The organism is Streptomyces sp. NPDC053474 (assembly GCF_044544845.1).
GTDB lineage: Bacteria > Actinomycetota > Actinomycetes > Streptomycetales > Streptomycetaceae > Streptomyces.
Window position 1 is genome coordinate 67,376 of sequence record NZ_JBITXV010000023.1, and the last position, 22,394, is coordinate 89,769.

General features: G+C 68.2%; 15 protein-coding genes. 14 read left to right on the top strand and 1 reads right to left on the bottom strand.

All coding sequences use genetic code 11. The annotated features are described in order from the left end of the window. Positions 1–29 precede the first annotated feature (29 nt). The 8 genes from ACIG3E_RS37475 (at position 30) to mpaM (ending at position 13,353) form a co-directional block, all read left to right on the top strand. Complete coding sequence (locus ACIG3E_RS37475; protein ID WP_399624945.1) at positions 30–5,579, top strand: amino acid adenylation domain-containing protein; 5,550 nt, start codon at positions 30–32, stop codon at positions 5,577–5,579. Next, entirely contained in the window at positions 5,576–5,785 is a 210-nt protein-coding gene (locus ACIG3E_RS37480) for an MbtH family protein (protein ID WP_399624948.1), read from the top strand. Before ACIG3E_RS37475 ends, ACIG3E_RS37480 begins: the two co-directional genes overlap by 4 nt. 116 nt (positions 5,786–5,901) lie before the next feature. Next, a complete protein-coding gene (locus tag ACIG3E_RS37485) occupies positions 5,902–7,107 on the top strand; it encodes a cytochrome P450 (RefSeq protein WP_399624950.1) in 1,206 nt (401 codons plus the stop codon). Positions 7,108–7,152: 45 nt separating this feature from the next. Beyond that, on the top strand, positions 7,153–8,349 hold the full coding sequence (locus ACIG3E_RS37490; protein WP_399624951.1) for a cytochrome P450: 1,197 nt from the start codon (positions 7,153–7,155) through the stop codon (positions 8,347–8,349). Positions 8,350–8,482: 133 nt separating this feature from the next. Next, positions 8,483–9,703, top strand: coding sequence for a cytochrome P450 (locus ACIG3E_RS37495; RefSeq protein ID WP_399624953.1), 1,221 nt, complete (start codon positions 8,483–8,485; stop codon positions 9,701–9,703). 96 nt (positions 9,704–9,799) lie between these two features. After that, positions 9,800–11,278, top strand: coding sequence for a tryptophan 7-halogenase (locus ACIG3E_RS37500; protein ID WP_399624955.1), 1,479 nt, complete (start codon positions 9,800–9,802; stop codon positions 11,276–11,278). A 66-nt stretch (positions 11,279–11,344) separates the two neighbouring features. Beyond that, complete coding sequence (locus tag ACIG3E_RS37505; RefSeq protein ID WP_399624957.1) at positions 11,345–12,418, top strand: hypothetical protein; 1,074 nt, start codon at positions 11,345–11,347, stop codon at positions 12,416–12,418. Positions 12,419–12,531: 113 nt separating this feature from the next. Further along, a complete protein-coding gene (gene mpaM / locus ACIG3E_RS37510) occupies positions 12,532–13,353 on the top strand; it encodes a daptide-type RiPP biosynthesis methyltransferase (RefSeq protein ID WP_399624959.1) in 822 nt (273 codons plus the stop codon). Between the two features lie 15 nt (positions 13,354–13,368). Here mpaM and ACIG3E_RS37515 read toward each other — a convergent pair whose 3' ends face one another. Next, entirely contained in the window at positions 13,369–14,622 is a 1,254-nt protein-coding gene (locus tag ACIG3E_RS37515; protein ID WP_399625016.1) for a PLP-dependent aminotransferase family protein, read from the bottom strand. Between the two features lie 286 nt (positions 14,623–14,908). On the opposite strand from ACIG3E_RS37515, the gene ACIG3E_RS37520 reads away from it, so the two are divergent. The 6 genes from ACIG3E_RS37520 (at position 14,909) to dpgA (ending at position 22,390) form a co-directional block, all read left to right on the top strand. Next, a complete protein-coding gene (locus ACIG3E_RS37520; protein WP_399624960.1) occupies positions 14,909–15,736 on the top strand; it encodes an alpha/beta fold hydrolase in 828 nt (275 codons plus the stop codon). A 94-nt stretch (positions 15,737–15,830) separates the two neighbouring features. Then, complete coding sequence (locus ACIG3E_RS37525; RefSeq protein WP_399624963.1) at positions 15,831–17,567, top strand: amino acid adenylation domain-containing protein; 1,737 nt, start codon at positions 15,831–15,833, stop codon at positions 17,565–17,567. A 14-nt stretch (positions 17,568–17,581) separates the two neighbouring features. Further along, a complete protein-coding gene (locus ACIG3E_RS37530) occupies positions 17,582–18,781 on the top strand; it encodes a cytochrome P450 (protein ID WP_399624966.1) in 1,200 nt (399 codons plus the stop codon). 168 nt (positions 18,782–18,949) lie between these two features. After that, on the top strand, positions 18,950–20,032 hold the full coding sequence (gene hppD / locus ACIG3E_RS37535; protein ID WP_399625019.1) for a 4-hydroxyphenylpyruvate dioxygenase: 1,083 nt from the start codon (positions 18,950–18,952) through the stop codon (positions 20,030–20,032). Then, positions 20,029–21,105, top strand: a complete 1,077-nt coding sequence (locus tag ACIG3E_RS37540) for an alpha-hydroxy acid oxidase (RefSeq protein WP_399624968.1) — start codon at positions 20,029–20,031, stop codon at positions 21,103–21,105. The genes hppD and ACIG3E_RS37540 overlap by 4 nt, the downstream gene beginning before the upstream one ends. A gap of 184 nt (positions 21,106–21,289) precedes the next feature. Continuing rightward, positions 21,290–22,390 (top strand): 3,5-dihydroxyphenylacetyl-CoA synthase DpgA, encoded by a 1,101-nt coding sequence (gene dpgA / locus ACIG3E_RS37545; protein ID WP_399624970.1) that lies wholly within the window; start codon positions 21,290–21,292, stop codon positions 22,388–22,390. Positions 22,391–22,394: the final 4 nt, after the last annotated feature.

Below are 22,394 nucleotides of genomic sequence, written 5' to 3' on the forward strand. Positions count from 1 at the left end.
ACGGCACTCGTCCAAAGCCCCGTTCCAGCGTGGAGGACGTCTGGCCCCTTTCGCCGCTGCAAGAAGGGATGCTGTATCACACCGCACTCGACCACGACGGTCCCGACACCTACACCGTGCAGACCGTGTACGGCATCGACGGCCCGCTGGACGCTGCCCGGCTGAGGGCGTCGTGGCAGGCCGTCGTGGACCGGCACGCCGCGCTGCGAGCCTGTTTCCGCTATGTCAGCGGCGCACAGATGGTGCAGGTCATCGCACGGGACGCCGAGATCCCCTGGCGCGAGACGGATCTTTCCGGGCTGCCGGAGGACGTCGCCGACAGCGAGGTGGACCGCCTTGCCGCGGACGAGGTGGCCCAGCGGCTGCACATCGAGACGGCGCCGCTGATGAAACTGCACCTGATCCGGCTCGGCCCGGAGCGCCACCGGCTCGTGCACACCCTTCACCACGTGCTGGTGGACGGCTGGTCGATGCCCGTCATCCACCGCGAACTGGCCGCGATCTACGCGGCGAACGGGGACGCGTCCGCACTCCCGCCCACCGTGCCCTACCGGGACTACCTCGCCTGGCTGGGTCGGCAGGACAAGGAGGCGGCCAAGGCTGCCTGGCGGGAGGAGTTCGCAGGCCTTGACACGCCCACCACGGTCGCCCCGGCCGACCCCACCCGCGTGCCGGACATCGACACGGTGATGATGGAGCTGTCCCCGCACCTGACAGAAGAGCTGGCCGGCCTTGCACGCGGGCACGGCCTCACCCTGAACAGCATCGTGCAAGGCGCGTGGGCCACCGTGCTGGCGCAACTGGCCGGCCGTACCGACGTGGTGTTCGGCGCCACCGCCTCCGGGCGCCCCGGCGACCTCCCCGGTGTGGAGTCGATGGTCGGCCAACTGCTCAACACCCTGCCGGTGCGGGTCCGGCTCGACGGCGGGCGGCGGGCCGTCGAGCTGTTCGCCGAGCTGCAGCGCGACCAGTCGGCACTCATGGCCCACCACCACCTCGGCCTGCAAGACGTGCAGGCCGTCGCCGGACCCGGAGCGGTCTTCGACACGCTCATCATCTACGAGAACTTCCCTCGCAAGGGACTCGGCCAAGGGCCAAACGAGGGCCTGACCCTGCGCCCGCTGAAGCGGGGACGCAACTCCTCGCACTATCCGTTCACCCTGATCACAGGACCCGGCGAGCGGATGCCGCTCATCCTCGACTACGACCGGGGCCTGTTCGACCGCGCGGTCGCCGAATCGGTCGTGGGCGCGCTGGCTCGCGTGCTGGAGCGGCTGGTCGCCGAGCCCGATGTACTGGTCGGCCGCCTGACACTGCTGAGCGAGGTCGAACGCGCCCTGGTGGTGGACGAATGGAACGCGACCGCGGGCCCGGTGCCCGGAGAATCCGTGGTCGAGATGTTCGCGCGGCGGGTGGCCGCGGCCCCGGACGCGGTGGCGATCACCGACGCGGGCGGCGCGGATCTGAGCTACGCCGAGGTCGACCGGGCCTCGAACCGCCTTGCCCACTACCTCGCCGGTCGCGGCATCGGCCGCGGCGACCGGATCGGGGTGGCCATGGACAGGTCGCCGGACCTGCTGATCGCGTTCCTGGCGATCTGGAAGACAGGCGCGGCGTACGTCCCGGTGGACGTCGAGTACCCGGCCGAGCGGATCGCGTTCCTTCTCGACGACTCCGCGGTCTCCACCGTCCTGTGCACAGAGGCGACCAGCGGCGTCGCGCCGCAAGGCGCGATCGTCCTCGACGCGCCCGAGACACGGGCAGCCGTCGACGGCTGTGCCGCCACGGCGCCGGAGAGCCGGCCGAGCGCCGCCGACCTGGCGTACGTGATGTACACCTCCGGATCCACCGGCCTGCCCAAGGGCGTAGGCATCCCGCACGGGGCCGTGGCCGGCCTGGCCGGTGACGCGGGTTGGCGGATCGGTCCGGGCGACGGCGTGCTGATGCACGCGACGCACGTCTTCGACCCCTCGCTCTACGCGATGTGGGTGCCGCTCGCCACGGGCGCCCGCGTCCTGCTCACCGAACCGGGCGTGCTGGACGCGGCCGGAGTACGCCAGGCCGTCGCACGCGGCGCGACCGCCGTCCACCTCACCGCCGGCAGCTTCCGCGCCCTGGCGGAGACGTCCCCGGAGTGCTTCGAGGGTCTGGTCGAAATCGGGACCGGCGGGGACGTGGTCCCCGCCCAGTCGGTGCGGAACCTGCGGCGGGCCCAGCCCGGCCTGCGGGTGCGGAACACCTACGGGCCGACCGAGACCACCCTGTGCGCGACGTGGAAGCCGATCGAGCCCGGCGAGGAGCTCGGGTCGGAGCTGCCGATCGGCCGCCCCATGACCAACCGCAAGATCTACATCCTCGATGCCTTCCTGCGCCCGGTCGCGCCGGGAGTGGCCGGCGAGCTGTACATCGCCGGCACCGGCCTTGCCCGCGGGTACCTCACCAGCCCTGGCCTGACCGCCGAGCGGTTCGTGGCGTGCCCCTTCCTCGCCGGGGAACCGATGTACCGCACCGGCGACCTGGCGCGCTGGAACAAGGACGGCGAGGTGGTCTTCCTCGGCCGCGCCGACGACCAGGTGAAGATCCGCGGCTACCGGGTGGAGCTGGGCGAGGTGGAGGCCGTCCTCGCGGCCCAGCCCGGGGTGGTCGAGGCAGTCGTCGTGGCGCGGGAGGACCAGCCGGGCGAGAAGCGTCTGGTGGGCTACTTCGTCTCCGACGGCAGTGACGCGGGGGCAGGACAGATCCGGCGGCAGATGGCCCTGGTCCTGCCCGCGTACATGGTGCCGATGGCGGTGGTCGCCCTGCCCGGCCTGCCGGTCACCGCCCACGGCAAGGTGGACCGCCGGGCCCTGCCCGCCCCGGATCTCGCGGGACACGCCTCGGAGAAGGCGCCGGAGAGCGAGACGGAGAAGGTGCTGTGCGCCCTTTTCTCCGAGATCCTCGGCGTCGACCACGTGGGGGGCGACGACACCTTCCACGACCTCGGCGGGAGTTCGGCCCTGGCCATGCGGCTCATCGCGCGGATCCGTGAGGAACTCGGCGCGGATCTGCCCATCCGGCAGCTCTTCTCCTCGCCGACACCCGCGGGCCTGGCGAGGATGCTCGCCGCGAAGTCACGCCCCGCACTGGAAGCCGCCCAGCGGCCGGACCGGGTGCCGCTCACCACCCGACAGCTGCGCGCCTGGCTCCTTGCCGACCCGGGGAAGGACACGGCCGGCCTGCACACGTCGGTCGCACTGCGCCTGCGCGGCCGGTTGGACGTGCCCGCCCTCGCGGCGGCGCTCGGCGACGTCGCGGCCCGGCACGACATCCTCCGCACGACCTTCCCCGGCGACGCACAGAGCGTCCACCAGCACGTTCAAGACGGCCTTACGGTCGAGCTGACCCCCGTCCCGGCCACCGAAGAGGACCTGCCCGTGCTGCTCGCCGAGCGGCGCGAGTCGGCGTTCGACCTCACCAAGGACGTGCCGTGGCGATGCGAGCTGTTCGCACTCGCGGAGAGGGAACACGTGCTGCACCTACAGGTGCACCGGATCCTCGCCGACGACGACTCGCTGGACGTGTTCTTCCGCGACCTGGCGGCCGCGTACGGCGCGCGGCGCGAGGGCCGGGTCCCCGAGCGCGCGCCCCTGGCCGTGCAGTTCGCCGACTACGCGATCTGGGAGCAGCGACTGCTCGCGGACGAGGACGAGCCGGGCAGCCTGCCCCACGAGCAGGTCGCCTTCTGGCGGGACAACCTGGCGGGCATCGACGGAGAGACGGTGCTGCCGTTCGACCGCCCGCGGCCGGTCGTCCCGTCGCGCCGGGCCGGTACGGTCGAACTGCGGCTGGACGAGGGCCCGTACACCCGGTTGATGGACGCGGCGGAGTCGGCCGGCGCGGACGCCTTCCAGGTGGTGCACGCCGCGCTCGCCATGCTGCTGACGAAACTGGGCGCGGGCCACGACCTGGTGATCGGCACGACGCTGCCCCGGGACGAGGACCTCATCGACCTCGAGCCGATGATCGGGCCGTTCGCCCGGCCGGTCGCCCTGCGCACGGAAGTGTCGGACGACCCGACCTTCCTGGAAGTCGTCACCCGCGTGCAGGAAGCGCTCCGGGCCGCGCAGGAGCACCTGGACGTGCCCTTCGAGAGGCTCGCCGAACTCCTCGGCTTGCCCGCCTCGCTCTCCCGCCACCCCGTGTTCCAGGTGGGACTCGAGGTGCTTGAGGAAGGGCTCGGCACCTGGGACGCGAGGGAACTGCCGGGCCTGCGCACCGATGTCGAACCCGGCGGGGCCGAGGCCATGGAGCTGGATCTCGCGTTCAAGCTCACCGAGCGCCTCGATGACGAGGAGTGCGTCGAAGGCATCCTCCGCTACGCCACCGACCTGTTCGACCGGGACACGGCCGAGTCGGTGGCCCGGCGCCTGGTCCGCGTCCTGGAGCAGGTGGCGGAGGATCCCCGGCGGCGGATCAGCGACCTGGACATCTGCCTGGACGACGTCGAACGCGGCCGTCCGGTCATCGCACCGGCGCGGTGGTCCGGAGCGACACCCCCGGCGCTCGCCGACTTGGCTGAGGACGGCCCGCTCGGCGCGCTCCTGCTCGACGACCAGCTGAGCCCGGTCGCTCCGGGGGCCGTGGGCGATCTCTACGTCACCGGACCGGCGGTGGACGCGGGCAAGGACGGTCGATCCACCCTGCCCTGCCCGTTCGGAACTCCGGGACATCAGATGCTGCGCACGGGCCTGCTCGCCCGGAAGACCTCCTCCAAGACCCTGGTCGTCCTGGGCGAGCGGCGGCGCTCGACCCGTTCGGTGAAAACGGGTGACTACGAGGTCCTGCTGCCGCTGCAAACCGCCGGTGACCGCCCGCCCCTGTTCTGCCTCCACGCGAGCGGCGGCCTGAGCTGGAACTATCAGCCGTTGCTGCGGCACCTTCCGGTGGATCAGCCGGTCTACGGAGTGCAGGCGCGCGGCTTGGCCCGTACCGAACCCCTGCCCGGCAGCGTCGAGGAGATGGCGGCCGATTACCTGGAGCACATCCGGGCCGTGCAGCCGACCGGGCCGTACCACCTCCTCGGCTGGTCCCTCGGCGGGCGGATCGCGCAGGCGATGGCCGCGCTGCTCGAGGCGGAAGGGGACGAGGTCGGCCTGCTGGCCCTGCTCGACGCCTATCCCGTCTACATGGGGCGGAACGCGACCGGCACGGTCAGCGAAGAAGCCATGCGCGACGAGGAGGCCGTGCAGAAGCGCAAGGAGCAGGACCTGGAACTCGCCGGTGGACTGGTCCAGGGGCCCGGTGTCAGGGAGCGCCTGGAGGCGGTGATGCGCAACCTGTGGGAAGTCGGGCCGCGGCACACCGCCTCGCCCTTCACCGGCGACATCTTGCTCTTCGTCGCCTCGGAGGAGCGGCCGGCGCATCTGCCCGTACCGGAGGCCATAGCCAGTTGGAAGGACTTCACCACCGGAACCATCGAGCCCCACGAGATCCCGTCCAACCACTACGACTTGGTGCAACCCGCGGCGCTGGCCCAGATTGGAGCCATCGTCTCCGAGAAGCTCCGTTCCCGACAGAAGAGCGAAAGGACACAACGATGAGCAACCCGTTCGACGACGACGAGGGTTCCTTCTTCGTGCTGGTCAACCACGAGGGCCAGCACTCCCTCTGGCCGGCCTTCGCGGAAGTGCCTGCCGGCTGGACCCGCGTCCACGGTGAGGCCACCCGTCAGGAGTGCCTCGACTACGTCGAGGAGAACTGGAAGGACCTCCGGCCGAAGAGCCTCATCCAGGAAGCCGGCGCCTGAGACGAAGGTGTCCAGCCGCTCAATGCGGACGGTTGGACGGGCTCCACGCCCGTCCAACCGGCTCGTGACCACCACTTCCGCATCCGAGGGCGGGACGAGGCGAAAGGACCTGTGCAGTGCTCGATGAGAACGAGGTTGTCCGGGGCACCTTCGAAGACATCAACGTTCACGTGGGCTTGGACATACACCGACGGGACCGGTTCGATCCGGTGCCGGAGTTACGCGCCTTGATGGCCGAGGGCCCCATGGCCGTACTGGGCGTCGAGGACGCCCCCGAAGGGCGGACCGCGTGGCTCGCCGCCGGGTACGACGAGATCCGGCAGGTTCTCGGCTCGGACAAGTTCAGCTCCAAGCTGCTCTACCGCGGCACCGCGGCCGGTTTCATCTTCCCCGGCTTCCTCACTCAGTACGATCCACCGGAGCACACGCGCCTGCGCCGGATGGTGACGGGCCCCTTCGCCATCCGGCGGATACAGGGGTTCAAGCCGCAGGTCGAGAAGATCGTCGAGGCCACCCTCGACGACATCGAGTCCACCGGTGGCCCCGTGGACTTCGTCCCGCGTTTCGGGTGGCCCATCGCGACGACGGTGACCTGCGATTTCGTCGGCATTTCCCGCGATGATCAGGCGGAGCTGTCCCGTGCCCTGCACGCCAGCCGGGCCGAACGGTCGGGCAAGCGGCGCTTGGCGGCGGGGAACAAGTTCTGGGCGTACATGAACCAGGTCGTGACGCGTACCCGCCGCGATCCCGGCGACGACCTGTTCGGCGTCGTGGTGCGCGAGCACGGCGACGAGATCACCGACGCGGAGCTGATCGGAGTGGCCGCGTTCGTCATGGGCGCGGGCGGCGACCAGGTGGCGCGCTTCCTCGCGGCGGCCGCGTGGCTGATGGTCGAGGAGCCCGAGCAGTTCGCCGTGCTGCGGGACAGTCCGGAGACCGTGCCGGACTGGCTGGACGAGGTGGTCCGGTACATCACCAGCGACGAGAAGACCACTCCGCGCATCGCGTTGGAGGACGTGCGCATCAGTGGTTGTCCCATCAAGGCGGGCGACACCGTCACCCCCTCCTTCCTGGCCGCGAACCGCCGGAACTTCCCAGGCCCGGACGACCGGTTCGACATCACCAGGGAAAAGCCCGCGCATGTCGCGTTCGGGCACGGCATCCACCACTGCCTTGGCCGGTCGCTGGCCGAGATGGTGTTCCGGGTGGCGATTCCGGCTCTGGCGCACCGCTTTCCGACGCTGCGGCTCGCCGAACCGGATCGCGAGATCAAGTTGGGGCAGCCGCCGCTCAACGTGGAAGCCCTGTGGCTCGACTGGTAGCGCCGGATCGAGGAGGAGAACCGATGGCAGGGAAGGAGCTTCCCGTTGACTGGTGACGACGAGCGCCCCGTCCACATTCGCAGACAGGGCCTCGATCCGGCGGACGAACTGCTCGCCGCGGGACCGCTGACGAGGGTCACCTCGGGATCAGGAGCGGACGCCGAGACCCGCTGGATGGCGACCTCACACGCTGTCGTCCGACAGGTGATGGGCGATCACAAGAGGTTCAGCACACGGCGGCGCTGGGACCGGCGGGACGAGATCGGCGGAGAGGGCATCTTCCGGCCGCGCGAACTGGTGGGCAACCTGATGGACTATGACCCGCCGGAGCACACCCGGATGCGGCAGAAGCTGACCCCCGGCTTCACCCTGCGCAAGATGCAGCGTATGCAGCCCGCCATCGAACAGATCGTGACCGAGCGCCTTGATGCCATGGAGGAGGCGGGATCCCCCGCGGATCTGATCGAGTTCGTCGCCGAGGAGGTGCCCGGGGCCGTGCTGTGCGAGCTGATCGGCGTGCCCCAGGACGACCGGGTGATGTTCCTGCGGCTGTGTCACGCTCATCTCGACGCCTCGCGAAGCCAGAAGAGGCGGGCGGCGGCCGGCGAGGCGTTCTCCCGCTACCTGTTGGCGATGATCGCCAGGGAACGGAAGGATCCGGGCGAGGGGTTGATCGGAGCCGTCGTCGCCGAACACGGCGACGCGGCCACGGACGAGGAGCTGAGGGGCTTCTGCGTCCAGGTGATGCTGGCCGGTGACGACAACATCTCCGGAATGATCGGTCTCGGCGTGCTTGCGCTGCTGCGGCACCCCGAGCAGATCGCCGCGTTCCGGGGCGACGAGCGGGCGGCGCGACGGGCGGTCGACGAGCTGATCCGCTACCTGACGGTCACCTATTCCCCCACCCCCCGCATCGCCATGGAGGACGTCACCATCGGGGACCAGGTGATCAAGAAGGGGGAGAGCGTCATCTGCTCGCTTCCGGCGGCCAACCGTGACCCCGCTCTGACGCCGGATCCGGACCGTCTCGATGTCACGCGCGAGCCCGCCCCGCACGTCGCGTTCGGGCACGGCGTCCACCATTGTCTGGGAGCTGCTCTGGCCCGCCTCGAATTGCAGACGGTCTATACCGCTCTGTGGCGGCGATTTCCCGGGCTGCGGCTCGTGGATCCCGCTCAGGAGAACATGTTCCGCTTGACCACCCCCGCGTATGGACTGACGGAGCTGATGGTCGCCTGGTGATCGTCCTTGGCAGCCGTGTTTGTCCACGTGCGGCGCTGGACGTCCCGCCCAATTACGGATGACACTGAGGCGGCAGCGTGGTCGAGGTGAACTCACCGGGAATCCCCGGTCAGTGAAGGAGATTCCGCTCGGCATGAGTACAGATATCGATGAGGTCGCGCCACTCTTACGAGAGCCCGCGAACTTCAAGTTGCGAACGCATTGTGATCCGCATGCAGACAATTTCGACCTCAGAGCGCATGGCCCGCTTTTCCGTATTGTCGGTGAGGCGTCTGAGCAGTTGGGCAGAGAATATGTTTGGCAGGCCTTCGGCTACGACGTCGTGCGCAGAATACTGGGCGATCACGAGAATTTCACGACCCGGCCCCGGTTCATCCAGGGCGAATCAGCGGAACGCATAGAGCCCCAGTTCGTCGGACAGATATCGACGTACGATCCGCCCGAGCACACGCGCCTGCGGAAGATGTTGACACCGGAGTTCACGGTCCGGCGCATCCGCAAGATGGAGCCCCACATACAAGCCCTCATCGACGATCGGCTCGAGATGATGGAAGCCGCGGGACCACCCGCGGACGTCCAGCGGGACTTCGCCGATCCGATCGGCGCGGGGGTTCTGTGCGAGCTGCTCGGCATCCCGCGCGATGACCGGCGCGAGTTCGTCCGGCGGCTCAGGCGGAACGTCGATCTGAGTCGCGGGCTCAAGGCGAGGGCCGCCGACAGCGCGGCGTTCAACCGGTACCTGGACAACCTGATCACCCGGCAGCGGAAGGAACCCGGCGACGGGCTCCTCGGCATGGTCGTGCACGAGCACGGGGACAACATCACGGACGAGGAGTTGAAGGGCCTGTGCATGGCGCTCATCCTCGGTGGCGTCGAGACCGTCGCGGGAATGATCGGCTTCGGGGTCGTCGCGCTCCTGGACAATCCCGACCAAATACCGTTGCTTTTCGCGGGCCGCGAGAAGGCCGATCGCTTGGTCACCGAACTGGTGCGTTATCTGTCGCCCGTACAGGGGCCGAATCCCCGGCTGGCCCTCAAGGACGTGGTCATCGACGGTCAGTTGATCAAGGCCGGGGATTATGTGCTGTGTTCGGTTCTCATGGCCAACCGGGATGACGCGCTGACGCCGAATCCCAACGTCGTCGACGCGAACCGTGAACCGGTCTCGGACGTCGGATTCGGGCACGGCATCCATTACTGCGTAGGGGCGGCCCTTGCAAGGGTGATGCTGCGAATTTCCTATCAGAGCCTTTGGCGACGGTTCCCGGAGCTGCGGCTTGCCGTGCCCATCGGGGAAGTGAAGTATCGAAACGCTTTCGTCGACTGTCCGGATCAGGTGCCCGTGACTTGGTAGCGGTCGAGGGCAGCGAGCGAGGGTAGCGATCGAGCGGCGCACGCTCATAGAACTAGCCGTAATAAATTGGCCCGCAACAGAGGGAATGGTGGCGAGATGTCGGTCGACGAATTCGATGTAGTGGTGGCTGGTGGTGGGCCGGGCGGTTCGACCGTGGCCACACTCGTGGCCATGCAGGGCCATCGGGTGCTGCTCCTGGAGAAGGAGAACTTTCCCCGGTACCAGATCGGTGAGTCGTTGTTGCCTGCCACGGTGCACGGGGTGTGCCGACTGCTCGGCGTCACGGACGAACTGGCCGGTGCCGGGTTCCCGATGAAGCGCGGTGGCACGTTCCGCTGGGGCGCTCGCCCGGAGCCGTGGACATTCCACTTCGGCATCTCTGCCCGGATGGCCGGCTCGACGTCGTACGCCTATCAGGTCGAGCGGGCGCGATTCGACGAGATCTTGTTGAACAACGCCAAACGCAAGGGTGTGGTCGTGCGGGAGGGATGCGCGGTCACCGATGTGCTGGAAGAGGGCGACCGTGTCACCGGTCTGCGTTACACCGACCCCGAGGGCAGTGAGCGTGCGGTGTCGGCGCGCTTCGTGGTGGACGCCTCGGGCAACAAGAGCCGACTGTACGGCAACGTCGGCGGCACGCGGAACTACTCGGAGTTCTTCCGCAGCCTGGCGCTGTTCGGATACTTCGAGGGCGGCAAGCGGCTGCCCGAGCCGGCCTCGGGCAACATCCTGAGCGTGGCCTTCGACAGCGGCTGGTTCTGGTACATCCCGCTGAGCGACACGCTGACCAGCGTCGGCGCGGTCGTGCGCAGGGAGGACGCCGAGAAGGTCCAAGGAGATCGGGAGAAGGCCCTCAATGCCTTGATCGCCGAGTGCCCGATGATTTCGGACTACCTGTCGGACGCGACCCGGGTAACGACCGGAAAATACGGGGAACTTCGGATCCGCAAGGACTACTCCTACCAGCAGACGAACTTCTGGCGGCCAGGGATGGTCCTGGTCGGCGATGCCGCGTGCTTCGTGGATCCGGTGTTCTCTTCCGGGGTGCATCTGGCGACCTACAGCGGGCTGCTCGCTGCCCGGTCCATCAACAGCGTCCTCGCGGGCGAACTGGACGAGAAGACGGTACTGACCGAGTTCGAGTCGCGGTATCGCCGCGAGTACCAGGTGTTCTACGAGTTCCTCATGTCGTTCTACCAGATGAACGTGAACGAGGACTCGTATTTTTGGCAGGCCAAGAAGGTCACGAACAGCCGGAACGCCACCGATATTGAGTCGTTCGTGGAGCTGATCGGTGGGGTGTCGTCCGGCGAGACGGCGCTGGCGGCGGCGGACAGGATAGCCGAGCGCAGCGCCGAGTTCGCCGCGGCCGTGGATCAGATGGCAGGCGGCGACCAGGAAAACATGGTGCCGATGTTCAAGTCACAGGTCGTCAGGCAGGCGATGCAGGAGGCCGGCCAGGTGCAGATGAAGGCGCTGCTCGGCGCGGACGCCGAGCCCGAGCTGCCGCTCTTCCCCGGCGGCCTTGTGACCTCACCCGACGGCATGAAATGGCAGCCCTACCAGCAGGCGTGAGGGCTCCGTACTTCGGTAGAGCTGATCCGATCGGTATTCGTCGTTACGTGAGAGAGTGGGTTCACGATGGGCAATTGGAATATTCTGGCCCTTGAGTTCGATCAGCTCGGGCGGGACCTCCGGCCTGACGAAGAAATCGCGGAAGGCATTGTCAAGGAAGGTCCGCTCTGGCTGAGGATCTCGAACCTCTTCCAGCGCCACCTGTCGGTGCTGCGGCACCTGCCGCCTGGGCAGTTGATCCTTTGGAAGCTGGAGCACTGGGGGGACAGCACTCCGTTCGATCGGATCCCGATGTCCCCCGACGCGCACCCGGCAACTTATACCAAGGAGCTGCTGAACCTTGGACACCAGGTACATCCGTATACGTTCACGGAACGCAATCGGAAGCTGCTCCATCAGGACATTCCCTTGCTGCGCGATCTGGATTTCGGCATCGTCCCGATAGCCCAGAAGGTACCTGTCGAAGGTGCCTCGCACGAAGCCCTACGGGCCAGCTTGAAGCTTGATGCAGGTGACACGCTGCTGGGTGCCGGAGGAATGCTGCATCCGGCAAAGGGTATCGACGAGATCGCTGTGTGGTTCCTCCGCTACATACAGGATCCGAAAACCCATCTCCTCTGTTGTGTCATACCGGATGAGCCTGGTGTGACGGAGGAGCTTGTGCGCCGCCGTTGGGAACAGGCGGCGGGCGTGGACTCGTCCCACCGGATTCATGTGCACATCGGCGCGTATCGCCAGTGGGAGTGGATGTGCTCCTTCTATCGGGCAGTCGACGTCATGCTGGTGAACTCGGTCAGCGACTCGTGGGGGCGCATGCTCTCGGAAGCCGTCGGGCTCGGCGTGCCGACGCTGGCCCGACGAGCCGAGTGCGCTACGAACGACATCTTCCCTGGACTTGTCCTCGTGCCTGACTTCGAGAGTCTCTCGCGCGAGGAATTCCGAGCCCTCGCCGACACCGCGCGCGAGCGTGCTCCAGAACTTGCCCGCTACGCCGACACGCACTACGCGGCGCCTGTGGTGGAGAAGTCGTATCTGGAGATGCTGCGCGCGTGGACGCCGTCGGATCGGCTGGCCGAGTTCGACCGGCTGGCACAGCAGCCGCATTCGCGTCGCCTCGTCCGAGAAATGATCGACCGCTGAACTGCACGAAGTGATGGTTCCACTGCCGCACCGGGCTGCCCGGCCGCGGTGACCGCGACGTCGTCAACAACCCACTCGTCCCTGAGATGGATGCCTACCAGGAGGTCGGCCGTATGAGTAATCAGCTGGAACATGGACCGGTCCGGACCGCGCGCGCGGACGCTTTGCTGGCCTCTGTGGGGAAGCGAGGCGTACTGCGCAGTTTCTACGACGAGGACCTCGGGGTCGACCTGATGCTGGAAGCGGACGGCGTTTCGGAAGTAAAGGAGATGGCCGCCCACATTCCTCCTGCGTCCGGGGCGGTGCTGGAACTCGCTGCCGGAACGGGTCGGCTGACGTTCCCCTTCCTGAAGCTCGGCTTCGAGGTCACCGCACTTGAGCTGTCGACCACGATGATCGACACCCTCCGGAAGGAGTTGGCAGCCGCGCCGGCGGACCTTCGGGACCGGTGCACTGTGGTGCAGGGAGACATGGGCGCCTTCGCGCTGGGTAAGCGCTTCGGTGCCGTGGTCATCAGCTACGGCTCGATCAGCCTCCTCGACGACACCCACAGGCCGGGCTTGTACGCGTCGGTTCGCGCGCACCTGGAGCCCGGAGGGAAATTCCTGGTCAGCATGGCCGATAACGGCATGTGGAAGTCGCAGGAGCGCCAGCAAGAGCTGTCGGGCCGCAGCGGCCGACGGTATGTGCTGCACGCGAGGCGGTCACCGGCAGAGAAGATCCAGGACATCACGATCTACCCTGCCGATGACACGTTGGACCCCTTCGTCATCTGCACGAGCCGCTTGCGGCTCCTCGACGCGGATCAGGTGGTACAGGAACTCGAAGAGGCCGGATTCGACGTGGTGGCGCCGACAGCGTTCAGGTCCGACGAGGAGCGTGGCGGCCCTGGCGCGCTGCTGCTGGAGGCCTCATTGCGGAGCGATTCCGCATGACCCGCTGAGTTCGGCTCACGGGAGGCGCGCGGTGATGAGCGCGGCGAGCCGGGAGACGGCCTCCTCGATCAGTTCCGGTGTGAGCAGGCTGATCGAGAGCCGCAGTTGGTTGAACCCGCCCTTGCCTCCGTAGAAGTGATGCATCGGGGTGAACAGGACGCCGTAGTCGCCGGCGGCGTCCTTCAGCAGCTCGTCGTCGACGACGAAGGGCACGGTGACGGTGATGAAGAACCCGCCCTTCGGCGCGTTCCAGCTGACCCCCGGGCAGTCGCCGAGCCTGCGGGTGAGCTGGCCCAGCGTGTGCTGGAGGTTGCGGTGGTAGATGGCGATTTCCCTGGCGTTGGCCTTGACCAGACTGAAGCCGTGGAGCAGGAGCTTCCCGGCGATCACCGCTTGCGCGATGGGCGAGGTGTTCACCGTGAGCATGCCCTTGAGCTTCGAGAGCTGGTCGGCGAGCAGACCGCCCCCGGCCACGTGCTGATCCGCCACGACGTAGCCGACCCGGGCGCCGGGCATGCCGGTCTTGGCGAAGGAGCCGATGTAGACCACGGCCCCCGACCGGTCGAGCGCCTTCAGCGTGGGCAAGCGCTCGGATCCGTAGACCCCGTACGCGTTGTCCTCCAGGAGCAGGATGCCGCTCGCCTCGGCGACCTCGAGGAGCCGACGGCGGGCGGGCACGTCCATGCTGGTGCCGGTGGGGTTGGCGAAGTCGGGCGTCACGTAGCAGGCCCGGACTCGCTTGCCCTGCTCTTCGGCCCGTTTCAGCTGGAGGACGAGGTCCTGGGGGTCGATGCCGTTCTCGGTGGACCGGACCGGCCAGACCGGGGTGTCGGTCAGCAACGCGGCCCCGGTCAGGCCGACGTAGGTGGGGGCGGGGGCGAGCAGCACGTCCCGCTCGTCGGCCCGTAGCGTGCGGAAGAGCAGGAACATGGCCTCCTGCGCGCCCACGGTGACGACCACGGACTCGGGGGCGGCGTCGATGCCCTCGTCCTCGGCGAGGTGGCGGGCGATGAGATCGCTGATGACGCCCTTCGTGGTGCCGTACTGGAAGAGCGTGCGGGTGACCTCCGCCTCGTCCAGCTCCCGGTCGTTCCGGAGGTGGTCGCAGTAGGCGTCGATGTACTCGTGGATGAGGCGGACGTCGAAGAACTCTTCGTACGGGCGGCCTGCCGCCATGGAAATGGCCGCGGGATATTCGCCGATCAGCTCATTGAGCAGGTTCATCGACGAGATAGCGGGATCGGCGAGCGAGCCGTGCAGAGTTTCCATGCTCAAGCGAGTGGAAAGACCGTATGAATCCATGAATGCTAGGGTTTTCCATACCCGGTCGAGATGTCAAGTAGCGGCCGTGGACGCGAATTGATGGCGATTCTCGCTGAGGTGCGCCGGGCGCGTCGGAAGTGCTGGATGTCTATGTCCGCTCTTCCAGATGCTCGATATCCGAAGGTACGGTCACACGCATGCCACAGCACCTGGGGAGCACACAACCGTTGCGGAAAACGAGAACTCCGCCGCGCAGTGGACGTGCGGCGAGCGGGGGAGAACCGGCATGTTGATGACAACGGAGAACGGAATCCGGTTGTCCTACCACGACCATGGCAATGCTTTGCCGCCCGTCCTGTTTTTGACCGGCACCGGGGCGCCGAGTTCGGTGTGGGACCTGCACCAGGTGCCCGCGTTCCGCGCCGCCGGGTTTCGCGTGATCACCATGGACAACCGCGGGATTCCGCCCAGCGACACCGGCGCGGACGGGTTCACCATCGACGACCTCGTCGCGGACGTGGCCGCCCTGATCGAGCACCTCGGCGCGGCGCCGTGCCGCGTGGTCGGCACCTCGATGGGCTCGTACATCGCCCAGGAGCTGGCGCTTGCCCGCCCCGAACTGCTGGACACGGTCGTGCTGATGGCGGCCTGCGGCAGGAGCAGTCTCGTCCAGCGCGTGCTGGCGGAGGCCGAGGCGGAGCTGATCGAACGAGCTACCGAGCTGCCGCGGGGGTACCTCGCAGCCGTTCGCGCCCTGCTCAACCTGGGGCCCGCGACGCTCATCGACGACGACCTCACCGCCGACTGGCTCGACCTGCTCGACGCGTCAGGCATGGAGGGGCCGGGAGTCCGAGCCCAGCTGCTCCTGAGCGCGTTGCCCGACCGCCTCCAGGCCTACCGCGGGATCAAAGTGCCCTGCCACGTCGTCTCGTTCGAGCACGACCTCGTAGCGCCGCCAGTGGCCGGACGGGAGCTGGCCGCCGCGATTCCCGGCGCGACGCACCGCACGATTCCCGGGTGCGGGCACTTCGGCTACCTGGAGAACCCGGAAGCGGTGAACCGCGAGCTGATCCGGCTCCTCCGCACCGAGTCCCGCGCGCGATTGGAGAAAACCGCATGACACCCCTTGAGTCAGCCCGCGCCAGTCACCCGGGTCGTGCCGAACGCCCCGCCGACACCATCGCGGATGCCCATGGAGCCGCGGAGAGGCAAGCATGACCGGCGTGAACCTGCTGCCGTCCACGGCACCCGCCCTGTTCGAGGCAACCGCCGCGGCGATGCCGGACCGGCCTGCGGCGGCGATGGGTGACACCACACTGACCTACGCCGAGCTGAACGGGGAGGCCAACCGGCTCGCGCGTCGACTCGTCGAGCACGGCGTCGGCCCGGAACGGCTGGTGGCCACGGTGATGCCACGGTCGATCGAGTTCGTCATCGCGGTCCTGGCCGTGCTCAAGGCCGGTGCCGCGTACGTGCCCGTCAACCCCGACTACCCGGAGGAACGCAGGCGGCAGACGCTGGACGACGCGTCAGCGCACTGCGTGTTGTCCCTGCCGGGGCAGGATGTGGCCGGGGCTCCCGCGGTCTTGCGCGTGGAACGGGAGCCGTCCCGGTCCGAGCCGAACCTGGACGACCACGACCGGCTCAGCCCCTTGCTTCCCGACCACCCCGCGTACGTCATCTACACCTCGGGCTCGACCGGACGGCCGAAAGGCGTGCTGGTCACGCACCGCGGGATCCCGAACCTCGCCGCCGATTACGTGCGCCGCCAGCAGCAGAAGCCGGACAGCAGGCTATTGGCCTTCGCGTCACCCAGCTTCGACGCCTCCGTCGCCGAGTTCTGGCCGATCTGGCTGGCCGGTGGCTGTCTGGTGCTGGCCCCCGCGTCGGACCTGGTCCCGGGCGAGCCGCTCGCCCGGCTGGTGCGTGACCAGGGCATCACCCACATCACCTTGCCGCCGACCGCGCTTGCGCCGCTGGAGGAAGCCGGCGGCTTACCCGCAGGCCTTACCCTCCTGGTCGCGGGGGAGGCCTGCCCGGCACCGGTCGCGAAGCGCTGGGCCACCGACCGCGTGATGATCAACGCGTACGGCCCGACCGAGGCCACCGTCGCGGTGACCGCGAGCGAGCCGCTGACCGGCGACGGAACGCCACCGATCGGCAGGCCGATCACCGGCGTCCGTACGTACGTTCTGGATGACCGGATGAGGGCCGTCCCGGACGGGGACGTGGGCGAGCTGTACATGACCGGCCCCGGCCTCGCCCGCGGATACCTCCACCGGCCGGCGGCGACCGCGCAGCGGTTCCTGCCGGACCCGTTCGGCGGTCCGGGCGACCGCATGTACCGCACCGGCGACCGGGTACGGGCCCGTTCGGACGGCCAGCTCGTCTTCGTCGGCCGCGCCGACGACCAACTGAAGGTCCGTGGCCACCGGATCGAGCCGGGCGAGGTCGAGGCCGCCCTGTTCGACGTGGACGGGGTGGCCCAGGCGGTGGTGATCGAGCACGAGAACAGGCTGGTCGCCTATGTGGTCGGCACGGCGGGTACGCCAGTGGCGGTCGAACACCTCCTGGCACAGCTGCGCCGGCGGTTGCCCTCCTACCTCGTACCCGACGTGGTCGTCGACCTGCCGCGGCTGCCGACATCGCCGAACGGCAAGGTCGACCGAGCCGCCCTGCCCGAGCCCGAGAGCGCCCCACGCGCGCGAGCGGGACGGGCGCCGAACACGCCCACGGAGACCCACCTGGCCATGTTGTTCGCCGAAGTGCTCGGCGTCAGCAGCGTCGGCGTCGAGGACAGCTTCTTCGAGGTCGGCGGGCACTCGCTGCTCGCGACTCGGCTGGTGGCCCGCATCCGCGAGAGCTTGAACGTCCGGCTGCGGGTGCAGGCCTTCTTCAACGCGCCGACCGTGGCACAACTCGCCAAGGTGCTCGACGGCACACCCACGTGACCTGGAGACCGTCCATGCAGATGACGAAAACCGTCGATGAGGCCGATCTCGGCAACCCCGATCTGTACACGACGCTCGACCGGCACACCCGCTGGCGCGCGCTCGCGGCGGAAGACGCGATGGTGTGGAGCGAACCGGGCAGTTCGCCGGGCGGGTTCTGGTCCGTGTTCTCGCACCGGGCATGTGCCGCGGTCCTCGCGCCCACCGCGCCCTTCACCTCCGAGTACGGAATGATGATCGGCTTCGACCGCGACCATCCGGACACCTCGGGCGGCCGGATGATGGTGGTCTCCGAACAGCAGCAGCACCGCAGGCTGCGACGCCTTGTCGGACCGCTGCTCTCCAGAGCGGCCGCGCAGGCCCTTGCGGAGCGCGTGCGGACCGAAGTGGACAGCGTCCTCGACCAGGCGCTCGACGGCGGGGTGTGCGACGTGGCCCCGGCGATCGGCTCACGCATTCCGGCCGCGGTCGTGTGCGACATCCTCGGCGTACCGGCCGAGGACCAGGACCTGCTCATCGAGCTGACCAATCACGCGTTCGGTGGTGCGGACGAATGGTTCGACGGGATGACGCCGCGTCAGGCACACACCGAGATCCTCGTCTACTTCCACGAGTTGATCACCGGGCGCCGCGAGCACCCCGGCGCCGACCTCGTCAGCACGCTGGTGGCCGACGACAGCCTCACCAGCGACGACGTACTGCTCAACTGCGACAACGTACTGATCGGGGGCAACGAGACCACCCGGCACGCCATCACCGGGGCGGTGCACGCGCTCGCCACGGTGCCCGGACTGCTGAGTGACCTGCGCGACGGGAACGCGGACGTCGACACCGTCGTGGAGGAGGTGCTGCGCTGGACCTCACCGGCGATGCACGTGCTCCGGGTGACGACCGGCGAGGTCACGATCAACGGCCAACGCCTGCTGCCCGGCACGCCGGTGGTCGCGTGGCTGCCCGCCGCGAACAGGGACCCCGCCGTGTTCGACGACCCCGACGCGTTCCGCGCCGGGCGCAAGCCCAATCGGCACATCACGTTCGGCCACGGGGTGCACCACTGCCTCGGTTCCGCACTCGCCCGGATCGAGCTGTCGGTCGTGTTGCGCGTGCTGGCCGAGCGGGTGTCACGGGTGGAACTGGTGCGGGAGCCCACCTGGTTGCGCGCGATCGCCGTGCAGGGGTACCGGGAGCTGCCGGTGCGGTTCACGGGGCGTTGACCCGGGAGCCGGTTCGCCGGGATGGGTGGGGTGGGTATTCCGGGGCATAACCGGGACTTGGCCAACCGGTATCCATGACGTCTGTGCCCGACAGGCGTCAAATTGACACCGTTGATGCGAATGTGGCTCGCAGTCATGCTGTGCATGGGCAGCTATCCGTTCCATTTCATGGAGGAAGTCTTGAGCGCTGTGCAGAATTTCGAGATCGACTATGTGGAAATGTATGTCGGTAATCTCGAGGAGGCCGCTTTCGGTTGGGTGGACAAGTACGCTTTCGCCGTCACCGGCACGAGCCGTTCCGCGGATCATCGGAGCGTCACGCTGTGCCAGGGGTCGATAAAGCTGGTCCTCACCGAGCCGACGTCGGATCGTCATCCGGCGACGATCTACCTCCAGGCGCACGGCGATGGTGTGGCCGATATCGCGCTGCGTACTCCGGACGCGGCCGCCGCTTTCGAGGCTGCCGTACAGGCCGGGGCGGTCGCTGTCCGAGAGCCCGCGCGGCTCGACGAGGCGGAGCTGGACGGACCGACCGTCACGGCCGCCGTCGTCGGCTTCGGCGACCTGGTGCACACCCTGGTCCAGAGGGACGAGACCACCGCCTCGCCGCACGCGAACGGCCATCGCGGGCAAGGCGTGGGCCTGCTCGGGATCGATCACTTCGCGGTCTGCCTGAGCGGGGGCGACCTCGGCCCCATGGTGGAGTTCTACGAGCGGGCACTGGGGTTCCGGCAGATTTTCGAGGAGCACATCGTGGTCGGTGACCAGGCGATGAACTCCATCGTCGTGCAGAGTGCGTCAGGAGCGGTCACCCTCACGATGATCGAGCCCGATGAGAGCGCCGACCCGGGCCAGATCGACGACTTCCTCAAGGACCACCACGGGGCTGGTGTTCAGCACATCGCATTCACCAGCGACGACGCGGTCCGCTCGGTCCAGGCGCTGTCCCGGCGCGGGGTGGAGTTCCTGAAGACACCCGCGGCCTACTACGACATGCTCGGCGAGCGGATCGCGCTGGAGACACACAAACTGGACGATCTACGGGCGACGAACGTGCTCGCCGACGAGGACCACGGCGGCCAGATGTTCCAGATCTTCACCGCCTCCACTCATCCACGGCGGACGCTCTTCTTCGAGGTCATCGAGAGGCAGGGAGCGGAGACGTTCGGCAGCGCCAACATCAAGGCCCTGTACGAAGCCGTGGAACTGGGACGGACCGGCCAGAGCGAGCCTGGTGCCATCCGCCGATGACCTACGTGCGCCTCGCCGATTTCGAACGTGCCGCCCGGGACGCCCTCCCCGGCCAGATCTGGGACTTCCTCGCCGGGGGGAGCGGCACCGAGGCCTCTCTGGCGGCCAACCGCACCGCACTCGAGCAAACCTTCGTGGTGCCCCGGGTGCTGCGTGACCTGACCGAAAGCGGCACCGGGGCCGATGTCCTCGGCAAGCGTGCCGCACTGCCGATGGGCGTCGCGCCGATCGCGTACCAGCGGCTGTTCCATCCCGGTGGCGAACTCGCGGCGGCGCGCGCGGCCCGGGACGCCGGCGTGCCGTACGTCATCTGCACCATGAGCAGCGTTCCGCTGGAGGAGATCGCTGCCGTCGGTGGCCGACCGTGGTTCCAGCTGTACTGGCTGCGGGACCAGAAGCGGTCCCTGGAGTTGGTGCGCAGGGCGGAGGACTCCGGTTGCGAGGCGATCGTGTTCACCGTCGATGTGCCGTGGATGGGGCGGCGGTTGCGTGACATGCGCAACGGCTTCGCGCTGCCGGAGTGGGTGACGGCTGCCAACTTCGCATCCTCCGCGGCCGCGCACCGCCGAACCCGAGGGGTCTCGGCCGTGGCCGACCACACCGCGCGCGAGTTCGCCCCGGCCAACTGGGACTCCGTGGCGGCGGTGTGCGCGCGCACGAACCTGCCGGTGGTGCTGAAGGGGATCCTCGCTGTCGAGGACGCCCGCCGTGCCGTCGAGGCGGGTGTCAGCGGCATCGTGGTCTCCAACCACGGGGGCCGTCAGCTGGACGGTGCCGTGCCCGGAACCGAGGTACTGGGCGAGATCGCCGCCGCGATCGGCGGCGGCTGCCAGGTGCTGATGGACGGCGGAATCCGCAGTGGCGGAGACATCCTCAAGGCCATCGCCCTCGGCGCGTCGGCCGTGCTGGTCGGACGCCCCGTCATGTGGGGCCTTGCCACGGCCGGTCAGGACGGCGTCCGCCAGGTGCTCGAACTCCTCGCCGCCGAACTCCGGGACGCGATGGGCCTGGCGGGCTGCGAGTCGGTACACGCGGCCGGTCAGCTGAGGACGAGGAGGCCCCGGTACGGCTGATGCTCCGCGGGAGGTGCCAGCGTCCGGCATTTGATACCGCGGGAATGCCTGCCCCCGCTATCACGAGGCGGCCAAGCCGCGCTCATGGTGTCCATTCATACCTGCGAAAGGTGAGATCGATGACCGCGTCACAGATAAGGCCACTGCGCCGTAGCAAGCTCAGGACATGGGGCTGGATGTATCGATGACTACCAGTATCGCTCCGGCAGCGGATCTTTCCGTTCTCACCGGACTCACCGAGATCACCAGGTTCGCCGGGGTCGGGACCGCGGTGTCCGACACGTCGTACTCGCAATCCGAGCTGCTCGACATCCTCGACATCGAGGACCCCAAGATCCGCTCGGTCTTCCTCAACAGCGCGATCGACCGGCGCTTTCTCACGCTTCCGCCTCAGGGCCCTGGCGGAGTGCGCGTACCGGAACCCCAGGGTGATCTGCTGGACAAACACAAGAAGATCGCTGTCGACATGGGGTGCCGTGCGCTCGAGGCCTGCCTGAAGTCGGCGGGATCGAGTCTTGAGGACCTGCGTCACCTGTGCTGCGTCACCTCGACCGGCTTCCTGACTCCCGGCCTGAGCGCGCTGATCATCCGTGAACTCGGGATAGACCCGCATTGCAGCCGTTCGGACATCGTGGGCATGGGATGCAACGCGGGTCTGAACGCGCTCAACGTGGTCGCGGGCTGGTCCGCGGCGCACCCGGGCGAACTCGGTGTCGTCCTGTGCACCGAGGCATGCTCCGCCGCGTATGCCCTGGACGGCACGATGCGGACCGCGGTGGTCAACAGCCTGTTCGGCGAAGGAGCCGCCGCCCTCGCCGTCACCTCCGGTGACGGCAGGGTGCCCGGCCCCCGCGTGCTGAAGTTCGCGAGCTACATCATCACCGACGCGATCGACGCGATGCGCTACGAATGGGACCGGCAACAGGACCGGTTCAGCTTCTTCCTCGACCCGCAGATCCCCTACGTGGTCGGTGCGCACGCTGAGATCGTCGTCGACCGCCTGCTGTCCGGAACGGGGCTGCGCCGCAGCGACATCAGCCAGTGGCTGGTGCACTCCGGCGGCAAGAAGGTGATCGACGCCGTCGTGGTCAACCTCGGCCTGAGCCGGCACGACGCGCGGCACACCACCGGCGTGCTCCGCGACTACGGCAACCTCTCCAGCGGCTCCTTCCTCTTCTCCTACGAGCGACTCGCCGAAGAGGACGTCGCCCGGCCCGGCGACTACGGCGTGCTGATGACCATGGGGCCCGGATCCTCGATCGAGACGGCGCTGATCCAGTGGTGACGCG

Bases quoted from the DNA above. Each gene is read 5' to 3' on its own strand.
- ACIG3E_RS37480 (WP_399624948.1), top strand. From the start codon at position 5,576: ATGAGCAACCCGTTCGACGACGACGAGGGTTCCTTCTTCGTGCTGGTC.
- ACIG3E_RS37495 (WP_399624953.1), top strand. From the start codon at position 8,483: ATGAGTACAGATATCGATGAGGTCGCGCCACTCTTACGAGAGCCCGCG.
- ACIG3E_RS37500 (WP_399624955.1), top strand. From the start codon at position 9,800: ATGTCGGTCGACGAATTCGATGTAGTGGTGGCTGGTGGTGGGCCGGGC.
- ACIG3E_RS37505 (WP_399624957.1), top strand. From the start codon at position 11,345: ATGGGCAATTGGAATATTCTGGCCCTTGAGTTCGATCAGCTCGGGCGG.
- mpaM (WP_399624959.1), top strand. From the start codon at position 12,532: ATGAGTAATCAGCTGGAACATGGACCGGTCCGGACCGCGCGCGCGGAC.
- ACIG3E_RS37515 (WP_399625016.1), bottom strand. From the start codon at position 14,622: ATGGAAACTCTGCACGGCTCGCTCGCCGATCCCGCTATCTCGTCGATG.
- ACIG3E_RS37520 (WP_399624960.1), top strand. From the start codon at position 14,909: ATGACAACGGAGAACGGAATCCGGTTGTCCTACCACGACCATGGCAAT.
- ACIG3E_RS37525 (WP_399624963.1), top strand. From the start codon at position 15,831: ATGACCGGCGTGAACCTGCTGCCGTCCACGGCACCCGCCCTGTTCGAG.
- ACIG3E_RS37530 (WP_399624966.1), top strand. From the start codon at position 17,582: ATGCAGATGACGAAAACCGTCGATGAGGCCGATCTCGGCAACCCCGAT.
- hppD (WP_399625019.1), top strand. From the start codon at position 18,950: ATGGAGGAAGTCTTGAGCGCTGTGCAGAATTTCGAGATCGACTATGTG.
- ACIG3E_RS37540 (WP_399624968.1), top strand. From the start codon at position 20,029: ATGACCTACGTGCGCCTCGCCGATTTCGAACGTGCCGCCCGGGACGCC.
- dpgA (WP_399624970.1), top strand. From the start codon at position 21,290: ATGACTACCAGTATCGCTCCGGCAGCGGATCTTTCCGTTCTCACCGGA.